This is a genomic window from Ruegeria sp. CE9, assembly GCF_056537425.1.
This window is the reverse complement of sequence record NZ_JBQFRO010000006.1, coordinates 74,325-94,310: the sequence shown is the minus strand read 5'-3', so window position 1 is coordinate 94,310 and position 19,986 is coordinate 74,325. Positions and strand designations below refer to the sequence as shown.

The 19,986-nt window shown below is 60.1% G+C and carries 17 protein-coding genes; 11 read left to right on the top strand and 6 right to left on the bottom strand.

Annotation, left to right across the window (positions count from 1 at the left end):
- Positions 1 to 28: 28 nt before the first annotated feature.
- The 4 genes from ACR0B3_RS13135 to ACR0B3_RS13120 all read left to right on the top strand — a co-directional run bounded on the left by ACR0B3_RS13135 (position 29) and on the right by ACR0B3_RS13120 (position 2,531).
- Positions 29 to 796 (top strand): EcsC family protein, encoded by a 768-nt coding sequence (locus ACR0B3_RS13135; protein ID WP_480809471.1) that lies wholly within the window; start codon positions 29 to 31, stop codon positions 794 to 796.
- Between the two features lie 80 nt (positions 797 to 876).
- Entirely contained in the window at positions 877 to 1,362 is a 486-nt protein-coding gene (locus ACR0B3_RS13130; protein ID WP_480809470.1) for an NUDIX hydrolase, read from the top strand.
- Positions 1,363 to 1,433: 71 nt separating this feature from the next.
- Positions 1,434 to 1,889, top strand: coding sequence for a DUF1178 family protein (locus ACR0B3_RS13125; protein WP_170759220.1), 456 nt, complete (start codon positions 1,434 to 1,436; stop codon positions 1,887 to 1,889).
- Positions 1,890 to 1,892: 3 nt separating this feature from the next.
- Positions 1,893 to 2,531 carry an SDR family NAD(P)-dependent oxidoreductase gene (locus ACR0B3_RS13120; RefSeq protein WP_480809469.1) on the top strand — a complete coding sequence of 213 codons (639 nt, stop codon included), beginning with the start codon at positions 1,893 to 1,895 and terminating at the stop codon, positions 2,529 to 2,531.
- Here the strand turns inward: ACR0B3_RS13120 and ACR0B3_RS13115 are convergent.
- A complete protein-coding gene (locus ACR0B3_RS13115) occupies positions 2,525 to 2,875 on the bottom strand; it encodes a GTPase domain-containing protein (RefSeq protein WP_170685948.1) in 351 nt (116 codons plus the stop codon). The two genes, ACR0B3_RS13120 and ACR0B3_RS13115, sit on opposite strands and share 7 nt — an antisense overlap.
- Before the next feature lie 155 nt (positions 2,876 to 3,030).
- On the opposite strand from ACR0B3_RS13115, the gene ACR0B3_RS13110 reads away from it, so the two are divergent.
- From ACR0B3_RS13110 to ACR0B3_RS13085, 6 genes are all read left to right on the top strand, one after another.
- Positions 3,031 to 4,269 (top strand): aspartate kinase, encoded by a 1,239-nt coding sequence (locus ACR0B3_RS13110; RefSeq protein WP_170685947.1) that lies wholly within the window; start codon positions 3,031 to 3,033, stop codon positions 4,267 to 4,269.
- A 45-nt stretch (positions 4,270 to 4,314) separates the two neighbouring features.
- Positions 4,315 to 6,558, top strand: a complete 2,244-nt coding sequence (ptsP, locus tag ACR0B3_RS13105) for a phosphoenolpyruvate--protein phosphotransferase (RefSeq protein WP_480809468.1) — start codon at positions 4,315 to 4,317, stop codon at positions 6,556 to 6,558.
- Between the two features lie 308 nt (positions 6,559 to 6,866).
- A complete protein-coding gene (gene zwf / locus ACR0B3_RS13100) occupies positions 6,867 to 8,312 on the top strand; it encodes a glucose-6-phosphate dehydrogenase (protein ID WP_480809467.1) in 1,446 nt (481 codons plus the stop codon).
- 2 nt (positions 8,313 to 8,314) lie between these two features.
- Entirely contained in the window at positions 8,315 to 10,120 is a 1,806-nt protein-coding gene (gene edd, locus ACR0B3_RS13095) for a phosphogluconate dehydratase (RefSeq protein ID WP_480809466.1), read from the top strand.
- A gap of 4 nt (positions 10,121 to 10,124) precedes the next feature.
- The gene (locus ACR0B3_RS13090; RefSeq protein WP_480809465.1) at positions 10,125 to 10,757 is read left to right on the top strand and encodes a bifunctional 4-hydroxy-2-oxoglutarate aldolase/2-dehydro-3-deoxy-phosphogluconate aldolase; all 633 of its coding nucleotides are present in this window, start codon (positions 10,125 to 10,127) and stop codon (positions 10,755 to 10,757) included.
- Positions 10,758 to 10,808: 51 nt separating this feature from the next.
- Positions 10,809 to 11,999, top strand: coding sequence for a pyridoxal-phosphate-dependent aminotransferase family protein (locus tag ACR0B3_RS13085; protein ID WP_480809464.1), 1,191 nt, complete (start codon positions 10,809 to 10,811; stop codon positions 11,997 to 11,999).
- Positions 12,000 to 12,079: 80 nt separating this feature from the next.
- On the opposite strand, the gene ACR0B3_RS13080 is transcribed toward ACR0B3_RS13085, so the two are convergent.
- Positions 12,080 to 13,189 carry a pyridoxal phosphate-dependent aminotransferase gene (locus tag ACR0B3_RS13080; RefSeq protein WP_480809463.1) on the bottom strand — a complete coding sequence of 370 codons (1,110 nt, stop codon included), beginning with the start codon at positions 13,187 to 13,189 and terminating at the stop codon, positions 12,080 to 12,082.
- Positions 13,190 to 13,339: 150 nt separating this feature from the next.
- Here ACR0B3_RS13080 and ACR0B3_RS13075 point away from each other — a divergent pair, with 150 nt between their 5' ends.
- Positions 13,340 to 14,122 (top strand): crotonase/enoyl-CoA hydratase family protein, encoded by a 783-nt coding sequence (locus ACR0B3_RS13075; protein WP_480809462.1) that lies wholly within the window; start codon positions 13,340 to 13,342, stop codon positions 14,120 to 14,122.
- Here ACR0B3_RS13075 and ACR0B3_RS13070 read toward each other — a convergent pair whose 3' ends face one another.
- The 4 genes from ACR0B3_RS13070 to ACR0B3_RS13055 all read right to left on the bottom strand — a co-directional run bounded on the left by ACR0B3_RS13070 (position 14,123) and on the right by ACR0B3_RS13055 (position 19,957).
- Positions 14,123 to 14,455 carry a DnaJ family domain-containing protein gene (locus ACR0B3_RS13070; protein WP_480809461.1) on the bottom strand — a complete coding sequence of 111 codons (333 nt, stop codon included), beginning with the start codon at positions 14,453 to 14,455 and terminating at the stop codon, positions 14,123 to 14,125.
- A gap of 39 nt (positions 14,456 to 14,494) precedes the next feature.
- Positions 14,495 to 15,658: a benzoate/H(+) symporter BenE family transporter gene (locus ACR0B3_RS13065; RefSeq protein WP_480809460.1), complete on the bottom strand. Its 1,164-nt coding sequence runs from the start codon at positions 15,656 to 15,658 to the stop codon at positions 14,495 to 14,497.
- A 138-nt stretch (positions 15,659 to 15,796) separates the two neighbouring features.
- Positions 15,797 to 18,964: a valine--tRNA ligase gene (locus tag ACR0B3_RS13060; protein WP_480809459.1), complete on the bottom strand. Its 3,168-nt coding sequence runs from the start codon at positions 18,962 to 18,964 to the stop codon at positions 15,797 to 15,799.
- A 93-nt stretch (positions 18,965 to 19,057) separates the two neighbouring features.
- Entirely contained in the window at positions 19,058 to 19,957 is a 900-nt protein-coding gene (locus tag ACR0B3_RS13055; RefSeq protein ID WP_480809458.1) for a phytanoyl-CoA dioxygenase family protein, read from the bottom strand.
- Between the last annotated feature and the right edge of the window lie 29 nt (positions 19,958 to 19,986).

Here is a 19,986-nt window from a genome sequence, read left to right as displayed (position 1 = left end):
CCGATGTTTTCAAGTCAGGAGGGCACAGATGCAGGACGTCGTTCTTGTTGAAAAACTCGACCCCGAGGCCGAGCTTGACCGGCTGGCGCAACTCTACGGGTCAGCAGGTGGGGCAGGTGTCAATCTGCTGAACAAGCTGGGCGGGTCTGCGGAATCTTTGTTGGATCAGCTCCCAAAACCGGTGCGCGAAGGCCTGACCGAAGCCACCGAACAGGCGCTCTGGGTTGCCATGCATGCCGCCGAAGGTTCACGCCGAGCAGTCCCGGATCAGAAACCCTGGGTCAACACTGCGCTGACCACCGCCATGGGTGCAGCCGGAGGTCTGGGTGGCGTCTCTACCGCGTTGGTAGAACTGCCCGCCACAACAGCGATGATGCTGCGCGCCATACAAGGCGCGGCAGCGCGCGAAGGGTTCGATCCAAAGGCCGAAAACGTGAAGTTCGACTCGATCCGCGTGCTGTCCGCCGCAGGCCCGTTGGCCGAAGATGACGGGGCAGATCTGGGCTTTTTCTCAATGCGTCTGACGCTGACCGGGCCAACCATGCAGCGCCTTATCGCACTGGTAGCTCCCCGCTTGTCGGTCGTGCTGGGCCAAAAGCTGGCAGCGCAGTCTGTGCCACTGCTTGGGGCGCTTGCCGGGGGTGGTACGAATTTCGTCTATACTCGGTATTATCAGCAAATCGCGCGGGTGCATTTCGGGCTGCGCAGGCTAGCGATTGATGCAGATATTCCCCATGACGAGTTGGTGCGCCGTTTGTCAGGGCGAATGGCCCTCAACAAAGGCGCTTTCTCGTAAAGCTTGGCAGACTCCGCAGGATATGGTAAATATCACTTTATAAACCGCAACATAAGCGGAGCGAGCAGTGGGTATGAACCGTGTTTGACGGGCGCAGTATTGGTGCGAGTGCCGGACTTTCGGCCGAAAACCTCTCCCTTTCCGGGGCGCTGCCCGTTTATACGCAATCTGCGGCTCTTTGCTATCGCATCACAGATAGCCAGCCAGAGATTTTGCTGATCACATCGCGCCGGTCTCGGCGCTGGATCATTCCCAAGGGCTGGTTGATCAATGGGCTGACCCCGTCAGAAACAGCCGCCCGTGAGGCTTGGGAAGAGGCCGGAGCTCTTGGGCTTTGCGGCACCGATAGTCTTGGTCGGTTTGCCTATGTCAAAAACAGGCCTGGTAAGGATTCTGCACTGTGTTTGGTGGATGTCTTTCCGCTGCATGTACGGCGCTTGGAGGCAAATTTTCCCGAGGCGAGTCAACGCAGGCGCAAATGGGTATCGCCCAAAAAGGCATCGCTAAAGGTAGCCTCGCCTGATCTCGCCGCGCTTTTGCGAGGATTCGGGCTTAAACGGCAGTAGCGAGCCAATATCAAGACTTGATATTGCCATGTTGGTCGGTATCTATTCGCAAACCGGATTTTGGACGTGACATGATTCAATACGCATTGAAATGCAGCAATGGTCACAGCTTTGACAGTTGGTTTCAGTCCGCAGCCGCGTTTGACAAGTTGTCGGCGGCCGGAATGGTTACCTGCGCGGTCTGCGGTTGTGACAATGTGGAAAAGGCGGTGATGACTCCGCGAGTTCGGCCTGCGCGCAATGCGGTTGTCGAGGCCGCTCCGGCGCAGCCACCGGCGGATGAGATCAGCATGGCCACTCCTTCGGCTGAGATCGCAGAGGTTCTGAGCGAACTGCGTCGCAAGGTCGAAGAAAACTCCGACTATGTCGGCAAGGATTTTGCCAAGGAAGCGCGGAAAATCCATCTCGGCGATGCGCCCGAGCGAGCGATTTATGGCGAGGCCCAGCCGGAAGAGGCGAAGTCTCTGATCGAAGACGGCGTGCCTGTCGCACCTTTGCCGTTTGTTCCCAGCCGCAAGACCAACTGATCCATGCATATTGTCATTACGGGTGCGAACCGAGGGATCGGAAAAACGCTTGCGGATCAGTACCGTGCTGCAGGCCATTCGGTGACCGGAACGGCCCGTGACGGCAGCGCGGACATGGTGCTGGATGTCACCGACCCAACCCAGCACGCCGCCATGGCCGAGCAGTTGCAGAACCAGCCCATTGATTTGCTGATCTGCAATGCGGGCGTGTATCTGGACAAAGGTCACGATATCGACGGCTATCCGGTCGAGATGTGGGCCCAAAGCTTTGCCACCAATGTGACAGGCGTGTTCCTGACAGTTCAATCTCTGTTGCCGAACTTGCGTGCGGGGCAGGGCCGCATTGCGATCCTCTCATCTCAGATGGCGTCACATACGCGCGCGCCAGGTGGCAGTTATATCTACCGGGCCTCTAAAGCTGCGGTGCTGAACTTGGGGCGCAATCTGGCGACTGACCTGCAGGCCGATGGCATCGCAGTTGGAATCTATCATCCGGGCTGGGTGCAGACCGATATGGGCGGGACCGCCGCAGACATCACTGTGGATCAGGCGGCAGAGGGCTTGATGCAGCGATTTGACTCACTATCACTCGAAAGTACGGGCTGTTTCGAAACCTGGGATGGTCGCACGCACGCTTACTGAAGGGCTGCCTTTGGGATTTCGTAGACCTCGCCGGGATCGATGAAAATCACCATTATGTCGCCGCGTGTCTCGTAGGTCAGCCTCGATGTCGAGCTGCTGGAATCTGGCACGCCTTTGGTGAAGTAGATCCGCCGCACCTCGCCTGTGTTCAACTGCACCGCCAGTGTGGCTGTCCCATCCTCGCGCTTGCGCAACTCGGCTGGGCAACTGGCCAGCGTATCACCCGCCAAAGCGGCACAAGGGACAGTGCCCAAGGAATTCTGGCCATCAGTCCCTGACAAGGTGGCGACCTGAGCCTGCGCGGCGGTTGAGATCAGGGTCAGAGCAAGGGCAAAGCGGAGCATGGAAATCCTCGTGGTCAAAAGCGTTTACAGCACGCTTACACCACGCGAGACCAAAGTAAAGCACCGCTGCAGCGCCTTTGCGCCCTTGCCCTTGCGTCCCCCCTCGCATAAGAGGCTCGGGATCAGAAATCCCTGGCGCGGAGACTTTTGCCCCCATGCCCGTACTCGTGATGAAATTCGGCGGCACTTCGGTCGCCAACCTTGACCGGATCCGCCGCGCGGCAAAGCGTGTGGGCGTTGAGGTTGCCAAAGGGTATGACGTCATCGTCATCGTCTCGGCCATGTCAGGCAAGACCAACGAGCTGGTGGGCTGGGTCGATGAGATTTCGCCGCTCTATGACGCGCGTGAATATGATGCGGTCGTGTCTTCGGGTGAAAATGTCACTGCAGGTCTGATGGCGCTGACGCTACAGGAAATGGATATCCCTGCGCGCAGCTGGCAGGGCTGGCAGGTCCCGCTGATCACCAACGGTGCGCATTCCGCCGCCCGAATCGAAGAAATCCCGCCAGAAAACATCACTCAGAAATTCGGCGAAGGCATGCGCGTTGCAGTCGTCGCAGGCTTTCAGGGCATCAGTCCCGAAGGGCGCATCACCACGCTGGGCCGGGGTGGGTCTGACACCACCGCCGTGGCCTTTGCCGCCGCGTTCGAGGCCGAGCGCTGCGATATCTATACTGACGTTGATGGCGTCTATACCACTGACCCGCGCATCTGCGAGAAAGCGCGCAAGCTGGATCGGATTTCGTTCGAGGAAATGCTCGAACTGGCCTCATTGGGGGCCAAGGTGCTGCAAACCCGCTCGGTCGAGCTGGCGATGCGTTACAAAGTGAAACTGCGCGTTCTTTCAAGCTTTGAGGAACAATCCGACGAGGCCGGTACACTGGTCTGCGACGAGGAGGATATCATGGAATCCAATGTTGTGGCCGGTGTGGCCTATTCCCGCGACGAAGCCAAGATGACAGTCGTTTCCGTGGCGGACCGGCCCGGTATCGCTTCGATCATCTTCACCGCGCTCAGCGAAGAAGGCGTCAATGTTGATATGATCGTCCAGAACATCTCGGACGAAGGGCGCACCGACATGACCTTCTCATGCCCTACCAATCAGGTCACCCGCGCCGAAAAAGCGCTGTTGGCGATTAAAGAGCAGGGCGAGCTGAACTATGCCGAACTGGTAGCCGACGAAGACGTTTGCAAGGTCTCGGTCGTGGGGATCGGCATGCGGTCGCAATCCGGTGTAGCGGCCAAGATGTTCAAGATTCTCTCGGATGAGGGGATCAACATTAAGGTCATTACAACCTCTGAGATAAAAATTTCCGTCCTGATCGACAGGAAATACATGGAACTTGCGGTTCAGGCACTGCATGATGCCTTTGAACTGGACAAGGCGGCCTGAGCTTTCAGCCAAGTGTCCCGTCTGAAACCGTAACGTGGGTGGGCCATGGCGGAAGGCACGGAAACAGAATCCCGTAAGCTGCTGGGACGGCTGCGCGAGGAAATGGCCAGCGAGGCCGCTGGTCAAGAGCGTCTTGATCGGATTACGCACCTAATTGCAGACAGCACCGCGCGCGAAGTCTGTTCGATTTACCTGTTCCGGGATGAGGATACGCTGGAACTTTGCGCAACCGAAGGTCTGTCGCCCGAAGCGGTGCACCAGACCCGGATGCGCATGGGCGAGGGGCTGGTTGGTCGCGTCGCCAAATCCGGCAAGGTGGTGAACACCGCTGATGCGCCCTCGGCCAAAGGCTTTCGGTATATGCCGGAAACCGGCGAGGAACGTTATTCCTCGTTCCTTGGTGTGCCGGTTCAACGCCTGGGCCAAAAGCTCGGCGTCCTGGTGGTACAGTCACGGGAAGCGCGCGAGTTTTCCGCGGATGAGGTCTATGCGCTGGAAGTTGTCGCAATGGTTCTGGCCGAAATGGCCGAACTGGGTGCGTTCGTTGGCGAAGGTGCCGCCCTTTCGCCGCTACACCAACAATCTGTTCAGCTGACCGGGGGCACGGCGCAAGAAGGTTCTGCCGAAGGCCATGTTTGGCTGCATGAACCCCGGGTTGTCGTCACCAACCCGATTGCAGAAGACCCGCATCGCGAGCGTGAGCGGCTATCCGAGGCTGTCGAAGAACTCCGCGTTGGCGTCGACAAGATGCTCGAAATTTCCCAAGGCGGGGATAAAGAGCAACTGCAGGTACTGGAAGCCTACCGGATGTTTGCCAACTCCAAAGGTTGGATGCGCCGGATGGAGGAAGACATCGCTCTGGGCCTCAGCGCCGAAGCTGCGGTGGAAAAAGAGCAATCGCAGGCTCGGGCCCGCATGGGGCAGGTCACCGACCCGTATCTGCGCGAACGGTTGGCGGATCTGGACGATCTCAGCAACCGACTGTTGCGGATTTTGACCGGGCAGGGCAACGGCAATGCTGCCGATCTGCCGCCCGATCCAATTTTGATCGCCCGCAACATAGGCCCCGGCGATTTGCTGGAATATGGCCGCTCGCTCAAAGGTATTGTGCTGGAGGAAGGCTCGGTCGGCAGCCATGCCACCATCGTCGCCCGCGCATTGGCAATCCCGCTGGTTGTGCATGTTGGCCGCATCACGACCGAAGCCCTGAACGGTGACCACATTCTGGTCGATGGCGATAGCGGCGTCGTTCATCTGCGCCCCGAAGATACGGTTGTCAGCGCGTTTCGCGATAAGATCGCGATGGAGGCCAAAGCGCAGGAGCGCTATGCCTCGATCCGAGAAACCCCAACGGTGACGAAAGATGGCGCGCGCATCAATATGGTGATGAACGCTGGGCTGATGGCCGATTTGCCTTCGTTGGGTAACTCGGGCGCCGAAGGGGTGGGCCTGTTCCGGACCGAGTTGCAATTCCTGATCCGCAACCAGATGCCGAAGCGGTCCGAGCTGGTGACACAATACAAGCGCGTCTTGGATGCTGCGGGTGACAAACGCGTTGTATTCCGTACGCTTGATATCGGGTCTGACAAGGTTCTGCCCTACATGAAACATGTGGAAGAGCCAAACCCGGCGCTGGGTTGGCGCGCGATCCGTGTTGGGCTCGACAAACGCGGCGTGATGCGGATGCAGTTGCAGGCGCTGATCCGTGCGGCTGAGGGCCGTCCGCTGACAGTCATGTTCCCCTTTGTGGCGCAGGCGGATGAGTTTCGCGAGGCAAGGTGGGAGGTAAAGAAAACCATAGAACGCGAGCGGCGATTGGGTCACGTCCTGCCGGAGACGCTCGAAGTGGGTGCGATGCTCGAGACACCTTCGCTGGGGTTCGCACCGCAGAAGTTCTTTGACGAAGTGGGCTTCATCTCGATTGGGGGCAACGATCTGAAACAGTTCTTCTTCGCCGCCGACCGTGAAAATGAACTGGTGCGGAGACGCTATGATACGTTGAATGTGAGCTTTCTAAGCTTCATCGAACGTATCGTGGAACGCTGCGCGATATCGGATACACCGCTCAGCTTCTGTGGCGAAGATGCCGGCCGCCCTGTCGAAGCTCTGTGTCTTGCGGCAATGGGCATTCGTACCCTGTCGATGCGTCCGGCCTCGATCGGGCCGGTCAAAAGCTTGCTGCTGCGGTCGAACCTGCAGGATGTGCGCAAGATCATCGCCGACGCCCGTCATCGCGGTGAACAATCCGTGCGTCCAGCCGTGATGGATTGGCTGCGGACACAGTCCTGACCGCTGGTACCTGAAACTTTCAAAGTTTCAGGCTCGGTTTCTTTTCAAGAAACCGGTACGCCGGTTCAAAGCGCAGGGTTGGATATTCGGGCGCGGGAACATGGCCAGATCATTCAGTCGAAATCGCGCGAGGGTCAGTGTGAGTGCCGATTTATTTGCTCATTCACGATTCCAGACTTGATTTTTAACGCCGGGTTTCTTATCCACCCGATAAATGTTAGCGATAACATGACCTGTGACACATCAGTGTCTCCGTCCCGCGTCGATGCCTTGCCCAGACGGGCGGGGAACTCAGAAGGAGCCTTGCAATGGTCTCACGCGTTATTCCGGTAGATCCGTTCGACCTGGTGTTGTTCGGCGCGACAGGTGATCTGGCGCAGCGCAAGATCCTTCCTGGCCTCTATCACCGGTTCGAAGTCGGCCAGATGCCGGAAGATGCGCGCATCATTGGAACTGCGCGTTCCGACATGGACAGCGACGGGTTTCGAAATCAACTGCGTGCATCGATGAAGGAATTCGCACCCAAGTTCGACAAGGAGACGCTCGAGCGTTTCCTGTCCCGCGTCGAATATGCTCCGGTTGATGCCGTGGGCGATGCGGGTTGGACTGAACTGGCCAAATTGCTGCGCGCAGATGTGGTGCGTGCTTTCTACCTGTCGGTCGGCCCCAGCCTGTTCTCGGGGATTGCGCAACGTCTGAACGATAATGGTCTTGCCACACCCGACAGTCGCATTGTGGTCGAAAAGCCCTTTGGTCATGACCTGGCCTCGGCCAAGGCCCTGAACGCGGGCTTGCGCGCTTGTTTCGAAGAACAGCAGATCTATCGGATCGATCATTATCTGGGCAAGGAAACTGTTCAGAACCTGATGGCCTTGCGCTTTGCCAACTCGCTTTTTGAGCCACTCTGGAACGCCACGCATGTTGATAACGTCCAGATCACTGTGGCCGAAACCGTGGGCGTCGAAGGGCGCGGCGCCTACTATGATCAGTCCGGCGCGATGCGGGACATGATCCAGAACCATCTGGTGCAGTTGCTGTGCCTGACCGCGATGGAGCCGCCCTCGAAATTCTCGCCTAACGCGGTACGCGATGAGAAAGTTAAGGTGATCGAAGCGCTCGAACCGGTCGAACCAAAGGATATCGCCCGAGGACAATATCGCACCGAAAAAGGCGGAGACGGCTATCTCGATCACGTCGGAGATCCGGCCAGCCGCACCGAAAGTTTCATCGCACTTAAGGCGCATATCGGCAACTGGCGCTGGGCCGGGGTGCCGTTTTATCTGCGGACCGGCAAGCGCCTGCGCTCGCGCGAGTCTGAAATTGCCGTGTTCTTCCGCGACCCGCCGCACACGATTTTCCCGAATGTCGGCCCGCTGCACGGGAATGTACTGGTGATCCGCTTGCAACCGGACGAAGGCATCACGTTGCGCACCACCATCAAGGAACCGGGGCAGGGCGGGTTCCGCCTGTCAGATGTCGCGCTCGATATGAGTTTTGCCGACGCGCTGGGCGATGATGGGCAATCTCCCGACGCCTATGAACGCCTGATCATGGATGTGATCCGTGGTGATCAGACCCTGTTCATGCGTGGAGATGAAGCCGAGGCCGCCTGGGCCTGGGTTGACCCCATCATTCACGGCTGGGAAGAGCGTGGCGATAAGCCCGCGAAATACGATCAGGGCAGCTCGGGCCCCGAAGAAGCATTGATGCTGATGCATCGCGATGGGCGCCGCTGGCGTCAGATCGGAGGGTAATCATGGTCAACTCAGTTATATCCGACGTCACCAAACGCATCATCGACCGCAGCGCCGATCTGCGTGGCCCGCATCTTGAACGGATGGAGCAGGCCAAATCCAAAGGCCCGGCGCGCGCGCATCTGTCCTGCAGTGGTCAGGCCCATGCCTATGCCGGAGCGGGTGAAGACCAGAACTCGATGGCCACCGGCACCGCCGGAAATCTGGGTATCGTCACGGCCTATAACGACATGCTCTCAGCCCACCAGCCGTTTGAACGCTATCCCGGCCTGATCCGCGATGCGATCCGTGCAGCGGGCGGCACCGCGCAGGTTGCGGGCGGGGTTCCGGCAATGTGTGATGGCGTGACACAAGGTGAAGCAGGGATGGAATTGTCTCTGTTCTCGCGCGATGTGATCGCGTTGGCAACGGGTGTGGCGCTGAGCCACAACACATACGATGCGGCGGTGTTCCTTGGCGTCTGCGACAAGATCGTACCCGGCCTAATCATCGGCGCGCAGGCTTTCGGGCATCTGCCTGCCGTCTTCCTGCCCGCCGGACCCATGACCAGCGGTTTGCCGAACGATGAAAAGGCCAAGGTTCGACAGAAATTCGCCGCCGGTGAAGTCGGCCGCGACGAACTCATGAAGGCCGAGATGGCCGCTTATCATGGCCCTGGCACCTGCACCTTCTACGGCACCGCCAACACCAATCAGATGCTGATGGAGTTCATGGGTCTGCACTTGCCGGGCTCCAGCTTCGTTAACCCCAATACGCCTCTACGCGATGCTCTGACCGAGGAAGGCGCGCGCCGCGCCCTGTCGCTCAGCGCGTTGGGCAATCACTACACTCCGGTCTGCCAGATCCTTGACGAGCGCGCTTTCGTCAACGGCATTGTTGGTCTGATGGCCACTGGCGGCTCCACCAACCTGCTGATCCACCTGATCGCCATGGCGCGCGCGGGCGGGATCGTGCTGGATTGGGAGGACTTTTCTGACATCTCCGGCGTTGTCCCGCTGGTCGCACGGGTCTATCCCAACGGTTTGGCCGACGTGAACCACTTCCACGCCGCTGGCGGGTTGGGCTTTGCCATCGGTACATTGCTGGATGATGGCTTGCTTCACCCCGATACGCTCACCGTTGCCGGGCAGGGGCTTCACAACTACACCAAGGAACCGAAACTGAAAGACGGCGAGTTGGTCTGGGAAGACGGCGCGGGCCACAGCCTGAACGAAAAAATCGTCCGCCCTGCCAACGATCCGTTCCAGCCAACCGGCGGCCTGTCGCGTCTGACGGGCAACCTGGGTACCGGGGTGATGAAGGTCTCGGCCGTCGCGCCGGAACACCAAGTGGTCGAAGCGCCCGTGCGGGTATTCCACGACCAGAATGCCGTCAAGGCGGCCTATAAAGCTGGCGAATTCACCGGTGACGTCATCGTCGTCGTTCGCTTCCAAGGCCCAAAGGCCAACGGCATGCCTGAGCTGCACTCGCTGACCCCGATTCTGTCAATCCTGCAGGGCAGGGGGCAGAAAGTGGCGCTGGTCACCGATGGCCGCATGTCGGGCGCGTCAGGCAAAGTCCCCGCTGCGATCCATGTCTGCCCCGAGGCGCTGGATGGCGGCCCAATTGCCTATCTGCAGGATGGAGACCTCCTGCGTGTCGATGCTGTGAAAGGTGAGCTTGAAATCCTCACCCCCGGCGTTCTAGACCGTGCCCCAGCCACCGCAGACCTCACTGCAAATCAACACGGCGTTGGCCGAGATCTTTTCGGCGCATTCCGCCAGAATGTCGGCTCGGCCGATACAGGCGCCAGCATTTTCGGAGTTTAATCCCATGTCCAAAACCCAACGCACCCGCGAGATTTGCGCTCTGGCCCCGATCGTCCCCGTTTTGGTGGTCGATGACGCGGCCCATGCTCGCCCGCTTGCCGAAGCTCTGGTCGCAGGTGGCCTTCCCGCGCTCGAAGTGACGTTGCGCACACCCGCCGCGCTGGATGCCATCCGTGCCATGGCTGACGTCCCCGGCGGTGTGGTCGGTGCAGGCACGCTGATCACCCCCGAAGATGTCCGCGCCGCCAAAGAGGCCGGTGCGCAGTTTGGCGTCTCACCCGGTGCAACCGACACACTGATCGCGGCCTGCGAAGCCGAAGGTCTGCCCCTTCTGCCCGGCGCGGCAACAGCCAGCGAAGCCATGGCCCTGCTGGAAAAGGGCTATGACATGCTGAAATTCTTCCCCGCCGAGGCCTCAGGCGGCGCGCCTGCCCTGAAAGCTATCGGCGCACCCCTGCCGCAGATCACCTTCTGCCCCACGGGTGGCGTGTCGCCGTCAAATGCCCTCGACTACCTGTCGCTTTCCAATGTGGTTTGCGCTGGCGGCAGCTGGGTCGCACCCAAGCAGATGGTTCAGAGCGGCGACTGGTCCGGGATCGAGGCACTTGCGCGTGAGGCCGCCGGCCTCTTGGATTGACGTCGCAAGGCAAGACGCTAGGGTAGGCCTCAATTCAAACAGGTTGCCCTCATGACAAACCAAATCTCCCTCGCGCAGGGGCGCGAGTATCTGGCCATTCCCGGCCCTTCGGTCATGCCCGACGCGGTGCTGCAGGCTATGCACCGCCCGTCGCCCAATATCTATGATGGCGAATTGATCGAGATGATGCCCGCGCTCACCCGCGACCTGAAGCGGGTGGCCCGAACCCAGCACAACGTCGCCATCTACATCGCCAATGGCCACGGCACTTGGGAGGCCGCGCTGTCAAATGTGATCGTCCCGGGCGAAACCGTGCTGGCCCCTGCCTCAGGTCGCTTCACACATGGCTGGGCCGAGATGGCCGAGGGACTCGGTGCCAAAGCTGAACTGATCGATTTCGGCATGTCCTCACCCTGGGATCTCGAGCGCGTCGCCGAAGTACTGCGCGCCGACTCCAGCCACAAAATCAAGGCCGTGCTTGCCGTTCACGTCGATACCTCCACATCGATCCGCAACGATATTCCAACCCTGCGCGCCTTGCTCGACGACCTCGACCACCCAGCTTTGCTGATGGCCGACTGCATTGCATCCATGGGCTGCGACCGGTTCGAGATGGATGCCTGGGGCGTTGATGTCACCGTCACCGCCTGCCAGAAGGGGTTGATGACCCCGGCAGGCACCGGATTTGTTTTCTTCAACGACAAAGCGCAAGCCAAACGCGCCACAATGCCCCGCGTCTCGAAATATTGGGACTGGCAGCCGCGCGCCAACCCCGAATTGTTCTACCAGTATTTCGACGGTACCGCGCCAACCCACCATCTCTACGGCCTGCGCGCCGCACTGGATCTGATCCATGGCGAAGGCATCGAACAGGTCTGGACCCGTCATGAACATCTCGCCAAAGCCATCTGGGCCGCATGTGATGTCTGGGCTGAAGGCGGCGCGCTCCAACTCAACGTCATTGACCCGGCTCATCGCAGCCACGCCGTCACCACACTGCGCCTGACCGAAGGGCGCGGCACTCCGCTGCGCGCCTATACCGAAACGCAGCTGGGTCTGACATTGGGCATCGGCCTGGGGATGGAGGATTGGGACGGTTGCTTCCGCCTGGGACATATGGGGCACGTGAACGCGCAGATGGTCATGGCCATGTTGGGTGGCGTGGAAACCGCTATGGCCGCGCTTGATATCCCGCGTGGCCGGGGCGCGCTCGAAGCCGCTGCCGCAACGTTAGCCAGCTAAGCCCGATCCGTCGTTTCATCTGGCCAGAAATATCCTCGGGGGGAATCGCGCCTCGGCGCGATGGGGGGCAGACAGCTCCCCTACACGGCCCGAGCCATTGCCAAAGCCTGGGGCAAAGCGGCCTCAAACGCCGCCATCTCAGCGTCACCTCCGCAACTCACCCGAATGCACCGGTTCTGAGGGGCCGCGAACGGCATCCGCACGAACACACCTTGTTCGACCAACGCATCCAAAACGGCCTTGGCAAATGCGCCATCTTGCCCGCAGTCAATCGCGACGAAGTTCGTGGCCGAAGGTACCGGCTCAAGTCCATTCGATCGCGCAATCTGCTCGATCCGCGCGCGCGATGCCGCGATTTTCGCCTGAACTTCCGCCAGCCATGCCTGATCTCGTAGCGCTGCCAAGGCACCGGCTTGCGCCGCCCGGTTCATGCCAAAATGGTTGCGCACCTTGCTGAAGGCAGAGATCAACCCCGGCGCACCGATCGCATAGCCTACCCGCGCCCCGGCCATGCCGTAAACCTTGGAAAAGGTCCGCATTCGTATCACGCGCGGATCATCCACAGATACCTGCGCAGCCGTCCCTTCGGGCGCGCATTCCACATAAGCCTCATCCAGAACCAGCACACAGCCCTCAGGCATCGCTTCCAACGCGGCTGCGACATCCGCACCCGAATGCCAGGTCCCCATCGGGTTGTCAGGGTTGGCCAGATAGACCAGCTTTGCACCCACCTCTGCCGCTTTGGCAAACAGCGCCGCTGGGTACTCATGATCGCTCCGATAGGGGACTTTGTGCAAAACCCCGCCAAACCCGGCCACGTGATAATTGAAGGTGGGATAAGCCCCGTCCGAGGTCACAACCGGATCGCCTGGCCCAACCAGTAGCCGAACCAGATAGCCCAGCAGCCCGTCTATGCCTTCGCCAACAACGATATTCTCGGGCGCGACACCATGGTGCGCCGCCAGCGCATGGCGCAGATCGTAATTCTCAGGATCGCCATACATCCAAATCTCGCCCGCCGCCTGCTGCATGGCCTCAATGGCGCGTGGGGATGGGCCAAATATGCTTTCATTCGCACCGATCCGGGCAACAAAGGGCGCACCGCGCTGGCGCTCCTGCGTTTCGGGGCCAACAAAGGGCACGGTTGCAGGTAGAGATTGCGCAAGCGGGGTATAGCGAGGACCAGTCATGGCCGCAGATAAGCGCAACCTCTCAAGCGGGGCAAGCCTTGCATGATAGCGTTGTTCGGATCGGCCACCACTCTGCCCTGACGTCGCAGTAGCGCTGCACGGCGGTTGCTGGCATGGTTGGCGCAACACGAAAAAAGCACCGGAGGCCCCATGTCCCGCGTATCCGTCGAATACAAAGACCACATCGCCCATGTCGCGCTGACCCGCGGCGACAAGATGAACGCGCTGGACGATGCGATGATCAAGGCGATCCTCGCGGCGGGTCAAGAGGTTGCTGCGGCGGATATCCGAGCCGTCGTGCTATCGGGCGAGGGCAAAAGCTTCTGCGCCGGTCTCGATATGGCCAGCTTTGCCAGCATGGCGCACACGGACCCGACCGAATGGCTTATGACCCGCAGCCACGAGGATGCCAACGAGATGCAGGAGCTTGCTCTGATCTGGCGGCGCGTCCCGGTCCCGGTGATCTGCGCTATTCAAGGCGTCGCTTATGGTGGCGGGCTGCAGATCGCGCTGGGTGCAGATATTCGCATCGCTCATCCCGAAGCCAAACTGGCGGTGATGGAGATGAAATGGGGCATCATCCCCGATATGGGCGGGATGGTTCTGTTGCCCGAGCTTGTCCGCTCGGACGTGCTACGCCTCCTGACCTACACCGCCCGCCCCATCGGCGCGCCACAAGCGGCGGAGTGGGGGCTTGTGACCAAGTTGTCGGACGATCCGCTGACCGAGGCACTTGCGCTGGCCGAGGACATTGCGGGCAAAAGCCCCTCGGCCATGCGTGCCGCCAAACGGCTGATCGATGTGGCCGAAACCCGGGATCGCACCGATGTTCTGTTGGCTGAATCCTCAGAACAAGTCGATCTGATTGGCAAACCCGATCAGATGGAGGTTGTCATGGCGCAGATGCAGGGCCGCAAGCCCGAGTTCAAATGATCACCGCATAAATGCCCGGCGGGCGTCGCGGGCCATGTTATAGCGCATCTCCAGATCGGCGATCTTTGCCATCGCGTCCTGGCGAGCCTGTGCGTCGGTCAGCTTTGCATATTCCTTGCGCGCGGTATCCAGCTGTTTCTTGATATCAAACTCTTCGGGCAACACTCCGGCCTGAGCCATGATCCGGTGACCTGCGGCAATGGCCGGGTCGCTTTGTGCCTCGCCCGAGCGGTCAGGAAGGGGTTGGCCTTCACCCTCCAGCCCTTCTAGCTGCCCTTCGGCCTGTGCCTTTTTTATCTGGCTTTCCACCAGTTTTCCTAACGATCCCAGCATGGGGCAACCTTACGCTATCGGGGCGTGATACGAAAACGCTCAGCGCACCCGGTTACTGGCCAGATATACCAACCCGCCAACCGCCAGCCCCCAGACCGCAGCCCCCAGCCCAAAGGCGGTGATGCCCGAAGCCGTGATGGCAAAGGTCAACACGGCGGCTTCCCGCTCTGCCGGAACCTCCAGTGCCGCGAAGGTGGCATTGGCCATCACGCCGATCAGCGCGACACCTGCCAGAGTGCCCATCAACAGAGGGTCAGCATGGGCGGCAAAGCTGGTGATCGCAATGGCGAAGATACCGAACAGGCAGTAAAACACACCGCCCATTATTGCTGACCAATAGCGCAGCGCAGGATCGGGGTGGCTGTCCTCATTTGAACACATCGCAGCTGTGATTGCAGCCAGGCAAGTGGCCGGAGCGCCGAACGGGGCTGATAGCATACTGGCCCCGCCCACGGCTGAGAACAGCTTGCCCGGATTGGGTGTATAACCAAAGCTGCGCATTACGGCGATGCCGGGGATATTCTGCGTGGCCATTGTCACGATAAACAGCGGCAGGCCAATTCCGATGGCAGAGGCCAGCGAAAAGCCCGGTATGGTCCAGACCGGGGCCGCGATAAGGCGTTCGGGCCTGATCGAGCTGTCACCGGCATTCAGAATGACAACAATCGCCGCCGCGACAACCGCTGCAGGAACCGCCACCAGCCGGTTAATCCGGCCTGCGATGAACCACGTCAAGATAACGGGTAGAGCTTGCCAGGGGATGTCCACAGCGGCTTTGAACGGCACGATACACAGCGGCAGCAAAACACCCCCCAACATCGCCTGCGCCAAAGTAGTTGGGATCGCCGCAGCCAGCCGCCCCAGCGGACGCCACAGCCCGGCGATGACCGTCAGCGCCCCAGCGCAGAGGAATGCGCCGATTGCGCCCGAGAAACCTTCGGCGGGGGCAGCAGACACGGCGAGCAGCGCGACGCCCGGTGTCGACCACGCCACGCTGATCGGTTGCTTGTACCACAGGCTAAGCACAATCGCCGCCAGCCCCATCGCCACCGCTGCCATCATAAGGCCGGATGCGGATTCCGACGCCGAGGCCCCCATTGCGTTTAGCCCCTGCAGGACAATCGGAAATGAGCTGAAGAAGCCGACAATAGCCACAACCAGACCGGTTGAGATCGTCTGCATCGGAGGAAAAGCGCGTACCATCACAGCCTCGGGGTTGTTTTGTGAACTTGCTAGCAATCGCAAGCCGCTGCGAACAAGTGGAAAACCGTCAGCGCGAAATGAAAACCCGCCACACATGCGGCGGGTTTTTGGATTTGAGTATTTAGGAAAAGATGAAGATCAGGCGATTTCGGCCAATCGCGCCAGGGCTTCGTTCAGTTTCGCCTCTTCTTCCTCGCGAGCGGCGAGGTTGGCTTTGGCTTCCGCAACCACTTCCTCCGGGGCGGAGGCCACGAATTTGGGGTTGTTCAGACGGCCGCGCAGGCCGCCCAGCTCTTTGGCCAACTTGCCTTTGGCTTTCTCAAGACGTTCCTTTTCTGCACCGATATCGATGATATCGGCCAGCGGCAGGCCAAAGGAGGCACCGGGGGCAGCAATTGAGATTGTGCCCTTGGGCAGCTCATCCGCGTGGGTCAGGCTGTCGATCCGCGCCAAACGCTTGATCAGCGCTTCGTTGCGGTCCCATGCGGCTTTTCCGTCGGCGTCGATCTCAGTCACCAGCATCGGCACATAGAGGCCTGCAGGCACGCGCATCTGGGCACGGGCCGAGCGGGTGTTTTCGATCACCGAGATCACCCAGTTCATCTCGCGATCCGCATCCGCGTCGATCAGGTCAGCCGCCGCATAGGTTGGCCAGTCGGCGTGGACGACCATCTTCGTGCGGTTGCCGGTCAGGCCCCAGAGTTCTTCGGTGATAAAGGGCATGATCGGGTGCAGCAGGACCATGCACTGATCCAGAACCCAACGCATGGTGGCGCGGGTCTCAGACTGTGCCTCGGCATCGTCGCCTTGCAGCAAGGGTTTAGAGAGTTCCACGTACCAGTCGCAGACCTTGCCCCAGACAAAGGCGTAGAGCCCGTTGGCCGCGTCGTTGAAGCGATAGCTTTCCAGTGCTGCGTCAACCTCTTCCCGCACCCGAGCGGTTTCGCCGATGATCCAACGGTTCACGGCGGCTTTGGGTCTCAGGTCGGCCACATCAAGTTGCGGAACGGCATCGGTGAAGACCTCGTTCATCTCGGCAAAGCGGACGGCGTTCCACAGTTTGGTGCCAAAGTTGCGATAGCCGGTAATACGCTCGCGCGATAGTTTCAGCACCCCACCAATCGCCGCCATCGACGCGTTGGTAAAGCGCAGCGCATCGGCGCCGAACTCGTCAACGATTTCAAGCGGGTCGATGACGTTGCCGGTGGTCTTGGACATCTTCTTGCCCTTCTCGTCGCGGACGAGCTGGTGCAGGTAGACCGTGTGGAACGGGATCTGATCGACTACGGCCAGTTGCATCATCATCATCCGGGCGACCCAGAAAAACAGGATGTCAAAACCAGTGATCAGAACGTCCGTAGGGAAGTAGCGCTTTAGCTCCTCGGTCTGCTCGGGCCAGCCCAGCGTGCCGATGGGCCAGAGGCCGGACGAGAACCATGTGTCGAGGACGTCGGGGTCGCGCCACATCGGGCAGGCACCATTTGGGGCTTCTGGGAAATTCATTGCCCAAGAACCCGGGTCTCCCTCTGTGTCGAAGAAACTCGGAGGGGTGTATCCAGCACGATCCATCCAAACCTTTGAAATTTGGGCCTGCGCCTCCTCGATAGAAGCGGCACAAAAATCTTTTACCAGTAAGCCTCCGCGGCTCCGGTAGCCGGCCTCTGGGTCATCTTTGGGAGCGTTTTCGCGCATGAAGTCAATGGCTCTGGAAAGTTCAATTCCGCCACCAACGTTAACGCTATGCGTCCCAACAGACCCGTCCAAATCCGGGACTTGAGCAGTCCAAACCGGAATCTGATGCCCCCACCACAGCTGGCGCGAGATGCACCAGGGCTCGATGTTTTCCAGCCAGTGGTAATAAGTCTTCTCACCCGACTCGGGGATGATCTTGACCGTGCCATCCTTGACCGCATCCAGCGCTGGGCCGACGACCTTCTCGGCATCCACGAACCATTGGTCGGTAAACATCGGCTCGATCACAACCTTCGAGCGGTCGCCGAAGGGCTGCATGATCGGTTTGCTCTCGACCAGCGGGACCAGCGCCGCCGGATCGTCATCCTCGCTCAGTTTGGTGCCCAAAACCGGATCGTCGGCGCGGGTCATCACGGCAAGGCCGTCAGCAGTGATCTCTTCTACGACCTTCGCGCGCGCCTCGAACCGATCAAGCCCACGCAGGTGATCGGGGACCAGGTTGATCGCGTCGATCTCGTTCTCAGTAAATTCACGACCACGCGCATATTCCTGCGCCAAAACAGCCGCCTCCGCATAAGGCGCGCCATCCGCGCGCATCGCGCCCTTGGTGTCCATCAGGCGGTACATCGGGATGCCACCACGCTTCGCAACCATGTTGTCGTTGAAGTCATGGGCACCAGTGATCTTCACCGCGCCCGAGCCGAAATCGGGATCAGGGTAGTCATCGGTGATGATCGGGATCTGACGGCGATGTTCCTTCGGACCAACCGGGATTTCGCAAAGCTTCCCGACGATGGGTGCATAGCGCTCATCCGATGGATGAACGGCAACCGCACCATCACCCAGCATGGTCTCGGGGCGGGTCGTGGCGATGGAAATATAATCCCGCTCCTCGCGGAAAATCACATTCCCGTCTTCATCTTTTTCCAAATACTCATATGTCTCACCGCCTGCCAAAGGGTACTTGAAATGCCACATTTGACCCGCGACTTCGATGTTCTCGACCTCAAGGTCCGAAATCGCGGTTTCGAAATGCGGGTCCCAGTTGACCAACCGCTTGCCGCGATAGATCAGGCGCTTCTCGTACATATCGACGAAGACCTTGATCACCGCGTCGTGAAAATTCGCAGAATTTTCGTGGCCCGTGCGCGGGTCGCGCGGCGCGCCTGCCATGGTGAAGGCGTTACGCGACCAGTCGCAGGACGAACCCAGCCGCTTTAGCTGCTCGATGATCGTACCGCCGTATTGGCCTTTCCACTCCCAGACCTTGTCCAGAAACGCCTCACGCCCCAGTTCGCGCCGACCAGGTTGCTGAGTGGCCGCCAGCATCTTTTCCACCTGCATCTGGGTGGCGATACCAGCGTGATCCTGGCCGGGCTGCCACAGCGTGTCGAACCCGCGCATCCGGTGCCAGCGGGTCAGAATATCCTGCAGCGTGTTGTTGAACGCGTGCCCCACATGCAGCGCCCCCGTCACGTTGGGCGGCGGGATCATGATGGTAAAGCTTTCATCGCGCGATTTATTCGCGCCTGCCTTGAAGGCTCCGGCCTGTTCCCAGGCCTCGTAGATGCGGGCCTCGGCCTCGGCCGCGTTGAATGTCTTTTCCATCGCCATGGGATGCGTCCTGCGTCGTCTATCTTGGGTCAGCGCCTGCAATAGCGAATGGACGCGGGAAGGGGAAGGCCCTGCGCGGCGGTCCTGCGCTGATCAGCCGGGATTTGACGGGGCGGGCGCGTAAAGATCGAGTTTTTCGCTGGCTCCTTGGCCCATCGCCTTGGCCTGATCGCTGCGGATCTGGGCGTGCAGGTCCAGCGCCTCGGGCGCAAACAGTGCGGTCGGCTCGGGGATATGGATGAAATTCCCAACCCGATCCTCACCGCGTGCCAGAATGGCATAGTCGCGATCCGCCACTTTCTGCTGCGCATTGGGGTTGAGATAGCGGATGGCGAGGCCAATCCGACGATCATCCGAAACGTTCGGCCCTGACCCGTGAATTGTCAGACCGTGATGCAGCGACATCTCGCCGGGCTGCAGCTCGATATGGGTTTTGTCTTCCCCTGCCACATCGACCGCCACCTCTTGCCCACGCGACAGCAGGTTGTTGTCGGAAAACGTATCATTATGCGGCAGGATCGGGTTCTTGTGGCTGGCCTTCACGAAATCCATGCAACCACTTTCGACCGTCGCGGGCGACAGGGCGATCCAGGCGGTCAACTGGTCCGAGGTTTCGCCCATGCCCCAATAGGTCAGGTCCTGATGCATGCCCACCACTTGCGTCGTGCGTGGTTCCTTGATGAACAGCTCGGCCGACCACAACAGCAGGTCTGGGCCCAACACGCCCTCAACCACGTCCAAAACGCGCGGGTCCAGCGCGATGCGCGTTGCGAACGGCATCACCACATGCGCGTTGATGCGTTTGTACATGTTCAGGGGCAGCGGCAGATCTGCCTCGCGCCAATTGGCCTCGACATCTTCCAACTCAGCTCGGAATCCGGCGGCTTCTGCGGCAGAGAACACAGGGATCGGAAAGATAAACCCATCGTCCCAATAGGCCTCGGCACTTTGGCTGTCCAATCGGCCATTCGTCAGCTTGATTTCTGTGGGCATAGGAACCTCCGCAAGACTGAATATGGGTT

Bases quoted from the DNA above. Each gene is read 5' to 3' on its own strand.
- ACR0B3_RS13135 (WP_480809471.1), top strand. From the start codon at position 29: ATGCAGGACGTCGTTCTTGTTGAAAAACTCGACCCCGAGGCCGAGCTT.
- ACR0B3_RS13125 (WP_170759220.1), top strand. From the start codon at position 1,434: ATGATTCAATACGCATTGAAATGCAGCAATGGTCACAGCTTTGACAGT.
- ACR0B3_RS13120 (WP_480809469.1), top strand. From the start codon at position 1,893: ATGCATATTGTCATTACGGGTGCGAACCGAGGGATCGGAAAAACGCTT.
- ACR0B3_RS13115 (WP_170685948.1), bottom strand. From the start codon at position 2,875: ATGCTCCGCTTTGCCCTTGCTCTGACCCTGATCTCAACCGCCGCGCAG.
- ACR0B3_RS13110 (WP_170685947.1), top strand. From the start codon at position 3,031: ATGCCCGTACTCGTGATGAAATTCGGCGGCACTTCGGTCGCCAACCTT.
- ptsP (WP_480809468.1), top strand. From the start codon at position 4,315: ATGGCGGAAGGCACGGAAACAGAATCCCGTAAGCTGCTGGGACGGCTG.
- zwf (WP_480809467.1), top strand. From the start codon at position 6,867: ATGGTCTCACGCGTTATTCCGGTAGATCCGTTCGACCTGGTGTTGTTC.
- edd (WP_480809466.1), top strand. From the start codon at position 8,315: ATGGTCAACTCAGTTATATCCGACGTCACCAAACGCATCATCGACCGC.
- ACR0B3_RS13090 (WP_480809465.1), top strand. From the start codon at position 10,125: ATGTCCAAAACCCAACGCACCCGCGAGATTTGCGCTCTGGCCCCGATC.
- ACR0B3_RS13085 (WP_480809464.1), top strand. From the start codon at position 10,809: ATGACAAACCAAATCTCCCTCGCGCAGGGGCGCGAGTATCTGGCCATT.
- ACR0B3_RS13080 (WP_480809463.1), bottom strand. From the start codon at position 13,189: ATGACTGGTCCTCGCTATACCCCGCTTGCGCAATCTCTACCTGCAACC.
- ACR0B3_RS13075 (WP_480809462.1), top strand. From the start codon at position 13,340: ATGTCCCGCGTATCCGTCGAATACAAAGACCACATCGCCCATGTCGCG.
- ACR0B3_RS13070 (WP_480809461.1), bottom strand. From the start codon at position 14,455: ATGCTGGGATCGTTAGGAAAACTGGTGGAAAGCCAGATAAAAAAGGCA.
- ACR0B3_RS13065 (WP_480809460.1), bottom strand. From the start codon at position 15,658: ATGGTACGCGCTTTTCCTCCGATGCAGACGATCTCAACCGGTCTGGTT.
- ACR0B3_RS13060 (WP_480809459.1), bottom strand. From the start codon at position 18,964: ATGGCGATGGAAAAGACATTCAACGCGGCCGAGGCCGAGGCCCGCATC.
- ACR0B3_RS13055 (WP_480809458.1), bottom strand. From the start codon at position 19,957: ATGCCCACAGAAATCAAGCTGACGAATGGCCGATTGGACAGCCAAAGT.